The sequence below is a fragment of the Stenotrophomonas acidaminiphila genome (assembly GCF_014109845.1).
GTDB lineage: Bacteria > Pseudomonadota > Gammaproteobacteria > Xanthomonadales > Xanthomonadaceae > Stenotrophomonas > Stenotrophomonas acidaminiphila.
The window spans coordinates 2282727-2296388 of record NZ_CP043567.1 but is presented as its reverse complement, the minus strand read 5'-3'; the positions used below and the strand labels follow the sequence as shown (position 1 = coordinate 2296388).

Here is a 13662-nt window from a genome sequence, read left to right as displayed (position 1 = left end):
TTGATACAAAAGGATACAATCCGGATGCCCGCGGGGGCGCCGGACCGGCGCCCTGCCCCGGTCCCTCCCCACCACGTGCCCCCGCATGCAACCCGCCCCGCTGACGGACCGACCGCTGAAGATCCTGCACACCGAAGCCGCCCGCGGCATGGGTGGGCAGGAGATCTACCTGCTCCGCCACCTGCTGGCCATGCGCGCACGCGGGCACGACATGTCCCTGCTGTGCCAGCCCGGCGCCCGCCTGGCCGAGGCGGCGCGCGACCACGGCTTCGTCGTGCACACGCTGGAGATGGGCGGGCTGGGCCGGCTGCTGCGGGGCATTCCCGCGGTACGCCACCTGGTACGCGCGCACCGCTATGACGTGGTCAACGTCACCAGCCGCCGCGACGCGCTGATCGCCGCCGCCGGCGCGCGCCTGGCCGGCGCCCCGCTGGTGGTGCGCTCGCGCCACCTGATGAGCCCGGTGCACTCGCTGCTGACCTACACCTGGCTGCCGCACCGGGTGATCACCGTCAGCCGGTTCGTGATGCGCCTGCTGCAGGAACGGGGCATCGCCCCGGGGCGGATCGGCGTGGTTCCGCCGATGGCACAGTCGCCGCTGGACAGCGGCGAGGAACCGGCCGCGCGCACCTGGCCGGAACTGCAGCAGCTACGCGCCGAAATACGCGGCGACCTGGGCTTCGGCGACGACGATGTCGTCGTCGGCTGCGTGGCCGTGCTGCGCGAGCCCAAGGGCCATCTCGACCTGCTCGAGGCGATCGCGCCGCTGTGCCGGGAGAACCCGAAACTGCACCTGCTGATCGTCGGCGACGGCGAGCCGGTCATGTCGCGGCTGAAAGCGGCGAGCGCGCAGTACGGGATCGAGCGCCAGGTCCACCTGCCCGGCTATCGCGCCGACGCCGCGCGGCTGATGGCAGGGTTCGACGTGTTCGCCCTGCCCAGCCACAAGGAGGCTGCCGGAACGGTGTTCCTGGAGGCCGCCCAGGCCGGCGTGCCGATCATCGCCACGCGCGTGGGCGGCATTCCGGAAATGGTGGCCGAACAGGCCAATGCTATCCTCGTCGCGCCCGCGGACCGGGCCGCGCTGACTGCCGCCCTGCGCACGCTGGCAGCGTGCGGCGGACTCCGCCAGGCGATGGGCCGCATCGGCCTGGACTGGATCCGCAGCGAACACCGCTTCACGGCGGCGGGGCATTGCGAAGCCACCGAACATCTCTACCACCAGTGGCTCGAGGAATTGGGACATGGCCCACGCCAAGTCGGTACCGGTGCTGATGCACCACCACGTCAGCCCGTCGCCGGGCATGATCACGGTCTCCCCGGAGAACTTTGAAAGCCAGATCGCCTGGCTGGCCGCCGATGGCTGGACCGCGCTGACGATGCAGGAGTACGCCGGCTTCCTCGCCGGCGTGCCGGTACCACGCAAATCGATCCTGATCACCTTCGACGACGGCTACCTGGACAACTGGGTCTACGCCCACCCCATCCTGCAGAAGTACGGCATGCGCGCGGTGGTGTTCCTGGTCACCGGCTGGATGGGCCAGGGCGAGGTGCGCCCGCACGCCGGCCAGCAGGGCGCGGCATTGCCGCCCACGCCGGACCACCGCGGCTGCGAGGATGCGATCTTCCGCCTGGACCGCGCCGACGAGGTGATGATGCGCTGGAGCGAGGCGCGCGCGGCCATCGCCGCCGGCACCTTCGAAATGCACTGCCATACCCATACGCATACCCGCTGGCTGCGCAGGCCGGTCAGCCGCGAGGAGAAATGCGCCGGCATCCGCAACGACCTGGTGCGGGCGCGCGAGCAGCTGCTCGGCGAGCTGGGCGAAGCCTCCGACACCCTGTGCTGGCCCTATGGCGATTTCGACGAGGACTACGTGCGGATCGCGCGCGAACTCGGCTTCCGCTACCTGCACACCACCCATCCGTTCGGCCGCAACCTGGTGGGCGGCGATCCGGAGCACATCTACCGTTTCGCGATCCGCAACCGCCCCGCGAAGTGGCTGCGCAAGCGCATCGCCAGCAGCTACAACCCGGTGATCGCGCCGCTGTTCAACCGGTTCAAGGCGCACCGCCGGGGCATGGTCGCCGGGCCGTGACAGGCGCCGGGCGCCGGGCACCGCCGCGGGGCTGCGCATGCCGCCGGCACGCCAGGCAGCCTTCAAGGATGGCGGAAAGACAAAGCGAAACGCCCCGGGATCCGGGGCGTTTCGTCATGCGGCGGCGGCCTTGACCGCGTCGGCCAGGCGCTCGAGCGTGGTCTGCATCAACCCGGCGTCGTCGGCCTCCACCGTCACCCGCACCACCGGCTCGGTGCCGGACGGACGCAGGAAGGCGCGCCCGCGCCCGACGATCGCGACCTGCGCGCCGGCCAGCGCCGTGGCCACTCCGGATGAGCGGACGATGTCCTTGGCGGACATGCCCTGCCCGACCCGGACGTTGATGGTCTGCTGCGGCACCCGGCTGAGCCCGGCCAGCGCGTCCTGCAGGGTGATGCCGCGGCGCCTGAGCACCTCCAGCACCTGCAGCGCGCTGATGATGCCGTCGCCGGTGGTGGCACGGTCCAGGCACAGCAGGTGGCCCGACGCTTCGCCGCCGAGCACGCCGTGGTGTTCCAGCAGCGCCTTGTGCACGTAACGGTCGCCGACGTCGGCGCGCAGGAAGCCGATGCCGGCCTGCGCCAGCGCCTGCTCGAACCCGTAGTTGGTCATCAGCGTGCCCACCACCGGCCCGTGCAGGCGGCCACTGGCCTTCCAGTCCATCGCCAGCAGGTACAGCAGGTCGTCGCCATCGTGCACCACGCCGTCGCTGTCCACGAACAGCAGGCGGTCGCCGTCGCCGTCGAAGGCAATGCCCAGGTGGGCCCCGCTGGCGCGCACCCGGGCGGCCAGCGCCTGCGGGTACATCGAGCCGACGCCGTCATTGATGTTCACGCCATTGGGCTCGACGCCCATCGCCTCGACGCTGGCACCCAGTTCGCGCAGCACCAGCGGTGCCACCTGGTAGGTCGCGCCATTGGCGCAATCGACCACGATGCGCATGCCCTGCAGATCGAAGTCGCGCGGCACTGAATTCTTGCAGGCCTCGACATAGCGGCCGATCGCATCGCGCGTGCGCACCGCCTTGCCCAGCTGCTCGGAGGCCACGGTCGCGAACGGCTGCTCGAGCGCGGCCTCGATCGACAGTTCGGTCGCGTCGTCGAGCTTCTCGCCCTGCGCGGAGAAGAACTTGATGCCGTTGTCGTGGTGCGGGTTGTGCGAGGCGGAGATGACGATGCCGCCATCGGCGCGCAGCGAGCGGGTCAGGTGCGCCACTGCCGGCGTCGGCATCGGCCCCATCAGCTGCACGTGCACCCCGGCCGCCACCAGCCCGGCCTCCAGCGCAGCCTCGAACATGTAGTTGGAGATGCGGGTGTCCTTGCCGATCACCACCAGCGGCTTGCGGCCGCTGCCGCGCGCCTGGGTCGCGCGCACCAGTGCCTGGCCGTAGGCATTGCCCAGGCGCAGCACGAAATCGGCGGAAATCGCGCCTTCACCGACCCGGCCGCGGATGCCGTCGGTGCCGAAATACCTGCGGGCCACCATCAGGCGGCGGCCACGTCGTCGGCCGGGCGCTCCCGGCGCATCAGCATCGCCAGCAGCTCGGCCAGGCGCTGGCGCATCTCGCGGCGGTCGCAGATCTGGTCGATGGCGCCGTGCTCGAGCAGGAACTCTGCACGCTGGAAGCCTTCGGGCAGCTTCTCGCGCACGGTCTGCTCGATCACCCGCGGGCCGGCGAAGCCGATCAGCGCCTGCGGCTCGGCGATGTTGATGTCGCCCAGCATCGCGAACGAAGCGGACACGCCACCGGTGGTGGGATGGGTCAGCACCGAGATGTACGGCAGGCCGGCGTCGCGCAGCTTGCCCAGCGCAGCCGAGGTCTTGGCCATCTGCATCAGCGAGAACAGGCCTTCCTGCATGCGCGCGCCGCCGCTGGCAGAGAAGCACACGAAGGGCGCGCCGATTTCCAGCGCGGTCTCGGCCGCCAGCGCGAAGCGCTCGCCGACCACCGAGCCCATCGAGCCGCCCATGAAGGCGAAGTCGAACGAGGCCGCGACCAGCGGATGCCCCTTCACGGTGCCACGCATCGCCACCAGCGCGTCGTACTCGCCGGTGTTCTTCTGCGAGGCCTTGATGCGCTCGGCGTACTTTTTCTGGTCCTTGAACTTGAGCAGGTCGGTCGGCCCCAGGCGCGCGGCGATCTCGGTGGTGCTGTCGGCATCGAACAGCGACGCCAGGCGGGCCCGGGCGCGGATCGCCATGTGGTGGCCGCACTTGGGGCAGACCTCCAGGTTCTCCTCCAGCTCCGGCCGGTACAGGGCGGCACCGCAACTGCTGCACTTTTCCCAAAGCCCCTCGGGGACGCTGCGTTTCCGGTTGGGCGTGTTGTCGGTGCGGATGCCCGAAGGCATCAATTTGCTGAGCCAGCTCATGCGGGATGACGGTTCCGTTCTAGGCGGCCCGGGGGCCGCGACAGGGCCGACAGTCTAGCGCGCGGGGGCAAACCGACGGTAGCGTACAGAGCCGGGCCCGCAGCATCGCCCGGAAACGCGATGACACCCCCCGCCCCGCCCGATCGGCCTCCCTCCCGGGCCGTCCCGCGGGTCAAGCACGGGCCGGGCGCCTGCCGCGGACAGGCCGGCGCGGCACTAGGGGCGAGCACCGTCCAGGGGCGCCGGCGCCACGCCCGGCAGGCCGCTGGCCGGCGCGTCGTGCTCGCCCAGCCAGCGGCGCCGCACCGCACGGTCGCAGGGGTCGGAATAGAACCGCGCCAGCAGCGCCCCGAGCGCCCAGCACAGGCCCAGCAACGGCAGGTACCACCAGAACCCGGAACGGATATCGCTGCCACCGTGCCGGTACAGCGCCACCAGCCCGAACACGACGAACATGTGGGTCAGGTAGATCTCGTAGCTCAGCCGGCCGAAAGCACGCAGCCAGCCCAGTCCGCGCATCGGCGCGCCTGCGCCGCGCACAGGCTGAAGGCCGGCGATCAGCATCGCCGCCGACCCGGTCAGCACCAGCATGTAGCCGTTGCCGAGCGACGCCCACAGCTCGCGCCCATAGAGCGGCACCGCCAACAGGCCCAGCACGCCCGCCCCGCGCAGCAGCCGCGCGGTCCGCGGCGGCGCCGGCCAGCGCTCGACCAGCAACGCGGCCAGCACGCCGGTGGCGATGGCCGCCATTCCCGGCAGATAGGCCTTCTCCTGCCATATCTCGTTGCCCGCCAGGGCGGCGCGGGTGAACGGCAACGACAGCGCCGCCAGCGCCAGCAGTACGAGCAGCGGCGTGCGCCGGCGCAGCAGCAGGCACAGCAGCGGGAACCCCAGGTAGAACACTTCCTCGATCGACAGCGACCACAGCACGTCCCAGCCGCCGGGCAACCAGCCGGTGCGGCCCTCGTACCAGTTCAGGTGCAGGCCCAGTGCCGAGAACAGCGCGCCGCCCAGCGACTGGCCTTCGCCGTCGATCACGTAGAACGGCACGCCGGCCAGGTGCAGCGCGCTCAACACCGCAAGCATCAGCAACAGGCATGGCAGGATGCGCGCGGCCCGGCGCACGTAGAAGGCGCGCAGGTCGATGGACGACAGCGCGCCCCAGCGCCGCAGCGAATGCGAGGCGATCAGGAAGCCGGACACGACGAAGAACACGAAGACCGCCTCGTAGCCGTTGTAGCTCAGCGCGTTGAGCAGGCGCCGCGGCAGCACGTCGCCCAGCGCGGTATCGCGCAGCGGGATGCGCAGCGCCAGGTGGTGCAGCACCACCATCACGATCGAGACACCACGCAACGCGTCGATGCCGGGGTTGCGGCCCCCGGCCTGCATCATTGAACCGTTCAAGCGCCATCCAGGGGAACCGGGCCGGTCCGTATTATCCATGCCCGGCACCGGCGCGCGGCGGTTCCGCCACTCAGGCGTCCAGCGCCTGCCGCAGCGGCGCAAGGAAAGCGCCAGCGCTGTGCACCGCCGCTTCCACGGCGTCGGCCGCGGCCATCGCCGCGACCAGCGCGCTGCCCACCACCACGCCATCGGCATCGGCCGCCATCGCCGCCGCGCTGGCGGCGTCCTTGATCCCGAACCCCGCCACCACCGGCACCTTCGAGCGGCTGCGCAGCAGGCGCAGGCGCGCCCCGGCGGCGGCACTGTCCAACCGCTCCGAAGCGCCGGTGACCCCGGCGAAACTGACGTAGTACAGGTAGCCCTGCGCGGCGTCGCACAGCCCATCGAGGCGCGCCTGGCTGCTGGTCGGCGAGGCCAGCAGGATCAGGGCCAGCCCGGCGGCGCTGAACGCGGCGCGGATCTCGCCGGCCTCTTCCGGCGGCAGGTCGACCAGCAGCACGCCGTCGACCCCGGCCTCCACCGCCTCGGCGGCAAACCGGGCGGCACCGCGGATCTCCACCGGGTTGAGATAGCCCATCAGCACCACCGGGGTGAGCGCATCGCGTGCGCGGAACCGGGCAACGCTGTCCAGCACGTAGCGGCGGCCGGCGCCGCGCGCCAGCGCGCGCTCGGAACTGCGCTGGATCGTCGGGCCGTCGGCCATCGGATCGGAAAACGGCACGCCCAGCTCGATCACGTCGGCACCGGCGGCGACCAGCGCGTGCATCACCGGCACGGTGGCGTCCAGCGCCGGATCGCCGGCGGTGATGAACGGGATCAGCGCCTTGCGCCCGGAGGCGCGCAGGCGGGCGAAGCATTCGTCGATACGGTTCACGGTCATCTCAGGCACATCCTTCAATCAGTTCCACCGCATCCGGCCGGCCCCAGTAGATCGAGGTCACCACGCCGTCGAGGGTTTCCAGGCGCAAGGCCAGCTTGGCCTGCGCGTCGGTCCAGGTCAGGTAGTCGCCGTTGGGCGATACATAGGCATGCGGGCTGACCACCACGCCGGCCGGCAGGCGCTTCCGGGCCTCGGCCACGTCCATGCCCACCCACAGCCCGAACGGCGCGACGGGCGCGGTGGCCGGCCGCGTGTCCACGCGTACCCCCGGGTCGCCTTCGCCATCCACGTCGAAACGCGCGATGTGGTCGGCGATCACCATCATCGACATGCCCTGCGGCAGCGTGCCGCGGTCGTAGTACTCGCAGTCGCCCTCCATCGCCTCGCGCATGCCGGCCGCTACGAAGGCCGCATCGCCCGGCGCCTTGCCGAACGCGGCGCCGATCCGCAGGTCGCCGACGGCGCCCAGCTGTGCCGCGGCATCCCCCGCTTCCGTCGCGGCTGCGGGTGCGGGAGCGGCGGGCGGCGTCGGGGTCGGAGTCGGCGCGGCAACCGGTGCCGGCGTGGCCGCGGGCTGCTCCGGCGTGCACGCCGCCAGCGCCAGCGCGATGCAGGCCAGCGCGATGCCGCGCAAGGTCGGCGCGCGCAGGACCTGCCTGCCGGCGCAGGACCTGCCTGCCGGCCGTGGCGGATCGGATCAGGCGCGGCGTACAGGCGATGCGCGGGCTTTCCGCGCAGCACGTGGCGGACGCACGGTGAGCGCAACGCGGGCGGCTGCAGGCACTCACAGCGACAGCCCTTCGCGCGCGGCGATGGTATGCACGTCCTTGTCGCCGCGACCGGACAGGTTGCACAGCACCAGCGCATCCCGGGGCAGCTCGCGCGCCAGCTTGATCGCCTGCGCCACCGCGTGGCTGGATTCCAGTGCCGGCAGGATGCCCTCGGTACGGGTCAGGCGATGGAATGCCGCCAGTGCCTCCTCGTCGGTGATGCCGACGTAGTGCGCGCGGCCGCTGTCGGCCAGGAAGGCATGTTCCGGGCCGACGCCCGGGTAATCCAGGCCGGCGGAGATGGAGTGGGTCTCGGTGATCTGGCCGTCGTCGTCGCACAGGACATACGTGCGGTTGCCATGCAGCACGCCGGGGCGACCGGCCGAGATGGAGGCCGCATGGCGCCCGCTGGCGATGCCGTCGCCGGCCGCTTCGGCGCCGTAGATCTTCACTTCGCGGTCGTTGAGGAAAGCATGGAACAGGCCGATCGCGTTGGAACCGCCGCCGACGCAGGCGGTGATCGCATCGGGCAGGCGGCCGTAGTCCTCCAGCATCTGCGCGCGCGCCTCGCGCCCGACGATGGCGTTGAAGTCGCGCACCATGCGTGGATACGGGTCCGGGCCGGCGACAGTGCCGATGATGTAGAAGGTGTCGCGCACGTTGGTCACCCAGTCGCGCATCGCCTCGTTGAGCGCGTCCTTGAGCGTGGCCGAGCCGCTGCTCACCGGCACCACCGTGGCGCCCAGCAGCTTCATCCGGTAGACGTTGATCTTCTGCCGCTCGATGTCGGTAGCGCCCATGTAGACCACGCACTCCAGGCCCAGGCGCGCGGCCACGGTGGCGCTGGCCACGCCATGCTGGCCGGCACCGGTTTCGGCGATGATGCGGGTCTTGCCCATGCGCGCGGCCAGCAGCGCCTGGCCGATGGTGTTGTTCACCTTGTGCGCGCCGGTGTGGTTGAGATCCTCGCGCTTGAGCAGGATCTGCGCGCCGCCGACGTCGCGGCTCAGGCGTTCGGCGTGGTAGATCGGGCTGGGCCGGCCGACGTAGTGCTTCAGGTCCTTGTCATAGGCGGCGATGAACGCCGGATCGACCCGCGCCTGGTCGTAGGCGGCAGCCAGTTCCTGCAGCGGCCCGACCAGGGTCTCGGCGACGAAGCTGCCGCCATAGCGGCCGAAATGCCCGTGGGCGTCGGGGAAAGCATGGAAATCGGGGATCGGTGCGGCGGTCATGGCATCACGCGGGGCAGGACAGGCCTGCACCGTAGCGCACGCGCGCGTCGGTGAAAATCGATATATGCGCCCTTTTGTGTTAGAAAAACTCACATGAAAGAACGACAGGACAGAGGCTGTCCACGGCGGAGCCGCCCGCAGGGTGGCGCAGGGCTGGCTTTTACTCCTGCAAAACCAGCATTCCCGCCTTCCATGGTGGTCAGACGTGCGCCATGAAAGACGATCACGCCCTGCCCTCGCTCAACGCCCTGCGTGCCTTCGAGGCCGCCGCCCGCCTGCGCAGTGTCAGCCTTGCCGCTGCGGAGCTGCACGTGACCCATGGCGCGGTCAGCCGCCAGGTGCGGGCCCTGGAGGAGGAACTGGGAGTCCCCCTGATCGAACGCGACGGCCGCGGCATCCGCCCCACCGCCGCCGGCAGGCGCCTGCAGGAAGCGGCCTCGGGGGCGTTCTCGCAGCTGCGCGACTGCGTGGCCGCCCTGCGCCGGGGCAAACGCAACGATGCCTTCGTGCTCGGCTGCCCGGGCAGCGTGCTGGCGCGCTGGATGATCCCGCGCCTGCAGCAGCTGCAACAGGACCTGCCGGGCCTGACCCTGCACCTGGCCGCGCAGGATGGCGATTTCGCGCCACGACTGGCCGGACTCGATGCCGCCCTGCTGCTCGGCCAGGCGCCGTGGCCGACCGGCTGGACCGTGCACGGCCTGGGCAGCGAGCGCATCGGCCCGGTGTTCAGCCCGTCCATGCATGGCGCGCAGCGGCTCGTGCACCAGCCGCCGGAGGCGCTGCTCGAGCACGCGCTGCTGCACACCCGTTCGCGCCCCCAGGCCTGGCCCACCTGGGCCACGCTCAACGACCTGGACCCGGCGGCGCTGCGCCAGGGCACTGGCTTCGAACACCTGTACTACCTGCTCGAAGCGGCGGTCGCCGGACTCGGCATCGCCATCGCCCCCGAGCCACTGGTGGCCGATGACCTGGTCAACGGCCGCCTGGTCGCGCCGTGGGGGTTCGTCGACACCGAAGGGCAATGGGCGCTGTGTACCGCCGGCGGCGACCGGCATCCGCGGATCGAGGCGCTGGCGGACTGGCTGCGGCGGCAGTTGGCCGCATAGCAGCCCCGCCGCCGCGGCGGATGCCTACGCGGACACCTCGTGCATGTCGGCGCGGCGCACTTCCTCGACGAAGCGGCGCATCCGCTCGCCATCCTTGATGCCCGGTGCCGACTCGATGCCGCTGGAGACATCCACGCCCCACGGCTGCACCCGGGTGATCGCATCGAACACGGTGTCCGGGCGGATGCCGCCGGCGAGCAGGAACGGACGGTGCAGGCCGGCCGGCACCTGCGACCAGTCGAAGGCCACGCCGCTGCCGCCGCTGCCGCCCGGCGCGTGGCTGTCCAGCAGGAAGCCGGCCGCATGCGGGTGGGTCTGCTGCAGGCCGCGCGCGGTCACCGCTTCGGCCCCGCCCATCGCCACCGCCTTCAGGTACGGCATGTTGAAGGCGCGGCAGAAGGTGTCGTCCTCGTCGCCGTGGAACTGCAGCAGGCTGGGCCGCACCGTGCGCATCACCTCGCGCACCTCTTCGCGGCTGTTGTCGCGGAACAGCGCGACCACGTCGACCATCGGCGAGATCGCCTGGCGCATGGCGCGGGCTTCGGCCGGCGCCACCCGGCGCGTACTGCCGCGGGCGAACACGAAGCCGATGGCGTCCACGCCCAACTCGCTGGCCAGGCGGATGTCGCCGGCGCGGGTCATGCCGCAGAACTTGATGCGGGTGCGGAACAGCATGCGGGTCATAGCGTCACCTCGGCCGGCAGTTGCCACTGGTCAGGATACAGCGGGCCGACGAATACCAGCCCCTGCGGCGGCGCGGTCGGCCCGGCCTGCGTGCGGTCGCGCAGCGCCAGCAGCTGCCCGATCCACGCCTCGGGCTTTTCGCCGGCGCCGACCAGCAGCAGCGAGCCGACGATGTTGCGCACCATGTGGTGCAGGAAGGCGTTGGCCTGCACCTGCACCTCGACCACCTCGCCGTGGCGCGCGACCGAGATCGCCTGCAGTTCGCGGCGGGCATGCAGTGCCTGGCACTGCACGCTGCGGAACGAACTGAAGTCGTTCTCGCCCAGCAATGCCTGCGCCGCGCGGTGCATCGCACCGGCATCCAGCGGACGACGTTCCCAGCTCAGCGTCTGCCGGTACAGCGCCGGCCGCACCTGGCGATTGAGCAGGCGATAGCGGTAGCGCCGCGCCCGCGCCGAAAAACGCGCATGGAAATCGTCGGCCACCGGCACGCACCAGCGCACGCACACCGACGGCGGCAGGCGCGTGGTCGTACCGAGCACCCAGCCGCGCGGCTCGCGCACGACGTCGCTGTCGAAATGCACCACCTGGCATTCGCCATGCACGCCGGCATCGGTGCGCCCGGCGCAGACCACGCTCACCGGGGCATCGGCCACCGAGGACAGGGCCTCCTGCAAGGTGGCCTGCACGCTGGCACAGCCGTTCTCACCCAACTGTTGCCAGCCCTTGAAATCGCTGCCGTCGTATTCCACGCCCAGCGCATAGCGCATCGTCAAACCTCTCATGTCGCCGGCCGCGACCGGGGCAGGAATCCCCCGGCGGGTGCCTGTTCAATCCGCGTCGCGCTGGGACCATACCGCCAGCTCGTTGCCGCCGGGCTCGATGAACTGGAAACGGCGGCCACCGGGGAAGGTGAATTCGGGCTTGCTCAGCAGCCCGCCATGCGCCAGTACCGCAGCCTGCAATGGCGCCAGCCGGGTAGCATGCAGCACCACCAGCGGTGCACCGGCCGCACTGGTCGCCGGCTCGCCGCGGAAAAACCCGCCCTGCAGGCCGCCGTCGTCGAACGCGGTGTAGTCCGGGCCGTAATCCTCGAAACTCCAGCCGAACACCTCTTCGAAGAAGCGCCGGCTCGCCGCGGGATCGCGCGAGGCGAACTCCACGTAATCGATGCGCCGCTCATGCTTCACCGCCGCCTGTTGTCCGCTCATCGCAGTCGCCCCAGTAGTTCCATCGCTTCGGCGCGCGCCTGCGCATCTTCACCTGCCGCCACCTCGTTCAGCAGCGTGCGCGCGGTTTCCGCATCGCCCAGGTCCAGATAGGCGATCGCCAGTTCGAGCCGCTCGCGGCCGGCCGGAGCCGGATTGAGCGGTGCCAGGCTGGCCATGTCGGCGGCCGGCCAGGCGTCCGTCTCCTGTGCGGCCGGCTCCGCTGGCGCGTCGTCATCGGCCGGCACCGGTGCCGTTTCGGGCGACAGCACCGGTTCCTGTCGCGCCGGACGCGATGCGGGGGCACCGGCGGACGGCCTCGACCAGAACGGCGCAGCCTCCGCCTCGACCTCGACCTCGACCTCGGGTTCGTCGCCGACAGGCGCATGTCCCTGCTGGCCAGGCACATCCCGGGCAGCGGTTTCCGCCTCCACCGCCGGCATCGCCGCGGCCAGCGCGGACAGCTCCACGCCGGCAGCGGTGCCCACGGCCGGCGACGACGGAAGCGGCGACGGCCGGCGCCGGCGCGACAGCCACCAGCCCGCCGCGGCCACCACCAGCAGCAGCACGCCCAGCCAGGCCCACGGCGCGGTACCTGCAGGCTCCTTCTTCGCGACCTCGGCCAGGCGCTGCTGCGCCGCGGCCAGGTTGCCGTCCTTCATTTCGATCAGCGACTGCTGCTGCGCCTGCAGCTTTTCCAGCTCGGCCACGCGCTCGCGCAGCTCCTGCAGTTCCGCATCGCGCGTGGCGAGGTCTTCCCTGGCCTGCCGCAGTTGTTCGTTCGCCGCCATGTCACCCTCGCCACCGGCCTCGAGCCCGGTCGTCGTTCCTGCCGCCTGTTGCGCGCCGGCCACCGCCGGCGCGATTTCCAGCCGCGCATCGTTTGCCGCCGCCGGTGCCGTCACCGGCCTGGCGGTGGCGGTCGCCGCGCCGGCCACCGCCGGCTGCGGAATCGGCGCGCGCGCCTGGCGCCACTGCGCGACATGCTCGCGTACCAGCACGCGCGCCGCGGCGCTGTCGATGCGTTCCAGCTCGCCACTTCCGGGCACGCGCAGCACCGCGCCCTGGCGGAGCAGGTTGACGTTGCCGCGGATGAAGGCCTCGGGATTGGCGCGCAGCAGCGCCACCATCGCCTGGTCCAGGGAAACCCCATTGTCGCGGGCCAGGTCGCGGGCGATCCCCGACAGGGTCTGGCCGCTCTGCACCGGCGCCAGCGTGCCGGCGGCCAGCGCCGCAGCCGCCGGACGGGGGGCGGCAGGCACCGGCGCGGGAGCGGCGACCGGGGCCGTGGCCTTGGCCGGCGCGGGTTTCGGCGCTGGCGCTGGTGCTGGTGCTGGTACCGGTGCCGGCTCGCGCACGATCAGGTTGGACGGGGCCGCCGCCGGCGCCTCGATCACCGGCTCGGCCACCGCGGTGGCGGTCTCGGGCGCGGCGACCAGCGCGGAGTATTCGCGCACCAGCCGCCCCTGCCCCCAGTCGACCTCGATCAGGAAGCTCAGCGCCGGCACCTGTACCGGTGTCGCGCTGGTCACCCGGACCACGGCGCGCCCCTTCGCATCCTGGGCGAACTGGAACTGCAGCTCGCCGACCAGTCCCTCCGGGCGCGACAGGCCGACGCGCTCGAACGTCGCCGCCGATGCCAGCCCCACCGTGGCGCGCTCCAGCTCGCCCGGGTCGCTGGAGATCACCGGGATCTCGGCCACCAGCGGCTGCCCCGGCTTGGACAGGACGCGGATATTGCCCAGGCCGAGGGCAAGCGCGGCGCTGCTGTACAGCCCCAGCGCGAGCACCAGTACGCCTTGTATCGAGCGCATCGCTCCCCTGCCCCTTGGTTTCATGCCGGCAAATATACCGGCAGAGCCGGGTTCCGAATACCGCACCGGAAACGCGGACGCCGGCATCGCGCC

Annotated in this window: 13 protein-coding genes; 3 read left to right on the top strand and 10 right to left on the bottom strand. The window is 71.5% G+C overall.

Annotated elements, in window-relative coordinates; translation table 11 throughout:
* The first annotated feature begins 85 nt into the window (after positions 1-85).
* Entirely contained in the window at positions 86-1333 is a 1248-nt protein-coding gene (locus F0P95_RS10465; RefSeq protein ID WP_182334189.1) for a glycosyltransferase family 4 protein, read from the top strand.
* The gene (locus tag F0P95_RS10460) at positions 1245-2099 is read left to right on the top strand and encodes a polysaccharide deacetylase family protein (RefSeq protein ID WP_182334188.1); all 855 of its coding nucleotides are present in this window, start codon (positions 1245-1247) and stop codon (positions 2097-2099) included. Before F0P95_RS10465 ends, F0P95_RS10460 begins: the two co-directional genes overlap by 89 nt.
* Before the next feature lie 114 nt (positions 2100-2213).
* Here F0P95_RS10460 and glmM read toward each other — a convergent pair whose 3' ends face one another.
* The 6 genes from glmM to trpB form a co-directional block, all read right to left on the bottom strand.
* Entirely contained in the window at positions 2214-3584 is a 1371-nt protein-coding gene (gene glmM / locus F0P95_RS10455; RefSeq protein ID WP_182334187.1) for a phosphoglucosamine mutase, read from the bottom strand.
* Positions 3584-4471: an acetyl-CoA carboxylase, carboxyltransferase subunit beta gene (gene accD / locus F0P95_RS10450; RefSeq protein ID WP_182334185.1), complete on the bottom strand. Its 888-nt coding sequence runs from the start codon at positions 4469-4471 to the stop codon at positions 3584-3586. The genes glmM and accD overlap by 1 nt, the downstream gene beginning before the upstream one ends.
* A 216-nt stretch (positions 4472-4687) precedes the next feature.
* Positions 4688-5875: an acyltransferase family protein gene (locus F0P95_RS10445; protein WP_232528675.1), complete on the bottom strand. Its 1188-nt coding sequence runs from the start codon at positions 5873-5875 to the stop codon at positions 4688-4690.
* Between the two features lie 70 nt (positions 5876-5945).
* Entirely contained in the window at positions 5946-6749 is an 804-nt protein-coding gene (trpA, locus tag F0P95_RS10440) for a tryptophan synthase subunit alpha (RefSeq protein ID WP_182336944.1), read from the bottom strand.
* 7 nt (positions 6750-6756) lie between these two features.
* On the bottom strand, positions 6757-7389 hold the full coding sequence (locus F0P95_RS10435; protein ID WP_182334183.1) for a hypothetical protein: 633 nt from the start codon (positions 7387-7389) through the stop codon (positions 6757-6759).
* A 150-nt stretch (positions 7390-7539) separates the two neighbouring features.
* A complete protein-coding gene (trpB, locus tag F0P95_RS10430) occupies positions 7540-8757 on the bottom strand; it encodes a tryptophan synthase subunit beta (RefSeq protein ID WP_182212459.1) in 1218 nt (405 codons plus the stop codon).
* 212 nt (positions 8758-8969) lie between these two features.
* Between trpB and F0P95_RS10425 the strand changes: the two genes are divergently transcribed.
* Complete coding sequence (locus tag F0P95_RS10425; RefSeq protein ID WP_182334181.1) at positions 8970-9863, top strand: LysR family transcriptional regulator; 894 nt, start codon at positions 8970-8972, stop codon at positions 9861-9863.
* A gap of 24 nt (positions 9864-9887) precedes the next feature.
* Here F0P95_RS10425 and F0P95_RS10420 read toward each other — a convergent pair whose 3' ends face one another.
* The 4 genes from F0P95_RS10420 to F0P95_RS10405 are packed head-to-tail and all read right to left on the bottom strand — an operon-like array spanning position 9888 to position 13569.
* On the bottom strand, positions 9888-10547 hold the full coding sequence (locus F0P95_RS10420; protein ID WP_182334179.1) for a phosphoribosylanthranilate isomerase: 660 nt from the start codon (positions 10545-10547) through the stop codon (positions 9888-9890).
* A complete protein-coding gene (truA, locus tag F0P95_RS10415; RefSeq protein WP_182336942.1) occupies positions 10544-11317 on the bottom strand; it encodes a tRNA pseudouridine(38-40) synthase TruA in 774 nt (257 codons plus the stop codon). The genes F0P95_RS10420 and truA overlap by 4 nt, the downstream gene beginning before the upstream one ends.
* Before the next feature lie 60 nt (positions 11318-11377).
* A complete protein-coding gene (locus F0P95_RS10410; RefSeq protein WP_182334177.1) occupies positions 11378-11758 on the bottom strand; it encodes a VOC family protein in 381 nt (126 codons plus the stop codon).
* Positions 11755-13569: a type IV pilus assembly protein FimV gene (locus F0P95_RS10405; RefSeq protein WP_182334175.1), complete on the bottom strand. Its 1815-nt coding sequence runs from the start codon at positions 13567-13569 to the stop codon at positions 11755-11757. The genes F0P95_RS10410 and F0P95_RS10405 overlap by 4 nt, the downstream gene beginning before the upstream one ends.
* Between the last annotated feature and the right edge of the window lie 93 nt (positions 13570-13662).

Bases quoted from the DNA above. Each gene is read 5' to 3' on its own strand.
- F0P95_RS10465 (WP_182334189.1), top strand. From the start codon at position 86: ATGCAACCCGCCCCGCTGACGGACCGACCGCTGAAGATCCTGCACACC.
- F0P95_RS10460 (WP_182334188.1), top strand. From the start codon at position 1,245: ATGGCCCACGCCAAGTCGGTACCGGTGCTGATGCACCACCACGTCAGC.
- glmM (WP_182334187.1), bottom strand. From the start codon at position 3,584: ATGGTGGCCCGCAGGTATTTCGGCACCGACGGCATCCGCGGCCGGGTC.
- accD (WP_182334185.1), bottom strand. From the start codon at position 4,471: ATGAGCTGGCTCAGCAAATTGATGCCTTCGGGCATCCGCACCGACAAC.
- trpB (WP_182212459.1), bottom strand. From the start codon at position 8,757: ATGACCGCCGCACCGATCCCCGATTTCCATGCTTTCCCCGACGCCCAC.
- F0P95_RS10425 (WP_182334181.1), top strand. From the start codon at position 8,970: ATGAAAGACGATCACGCCCTGCCCTCGCTCAACGCCCTGCGTGCCTTC.
- F0P95_RS10420 (WP_182334179.1), bottom strand. From the start codon at position 10,547: ATGACCCGCATGCTGTTCCGCACCCGCATCAAGTTCTGCGGCATGACC.
- truA (WP_182336942.1), bottom strand. From the start codon at position 11,317: ATGCGCTATGCGCTGGGCGTGGAATACGACGGCAGCGATTTCAAGGGC.
- F0P95_RS10410 (WP_182334177.1), bottom strand. From the start codon at position 11,758: ATGAGCGGACAACAGGCGGCGGTGAAGCATGAGCGGCGCATCGATTAC.
- F0P95_RS10405 (WP_182334175.1), bottom strand. From the start codon at position 13,569: ATGCGCTCGATACAAGGCGTACTGGTGCTCGCGCTGGGGCTGTACAGC.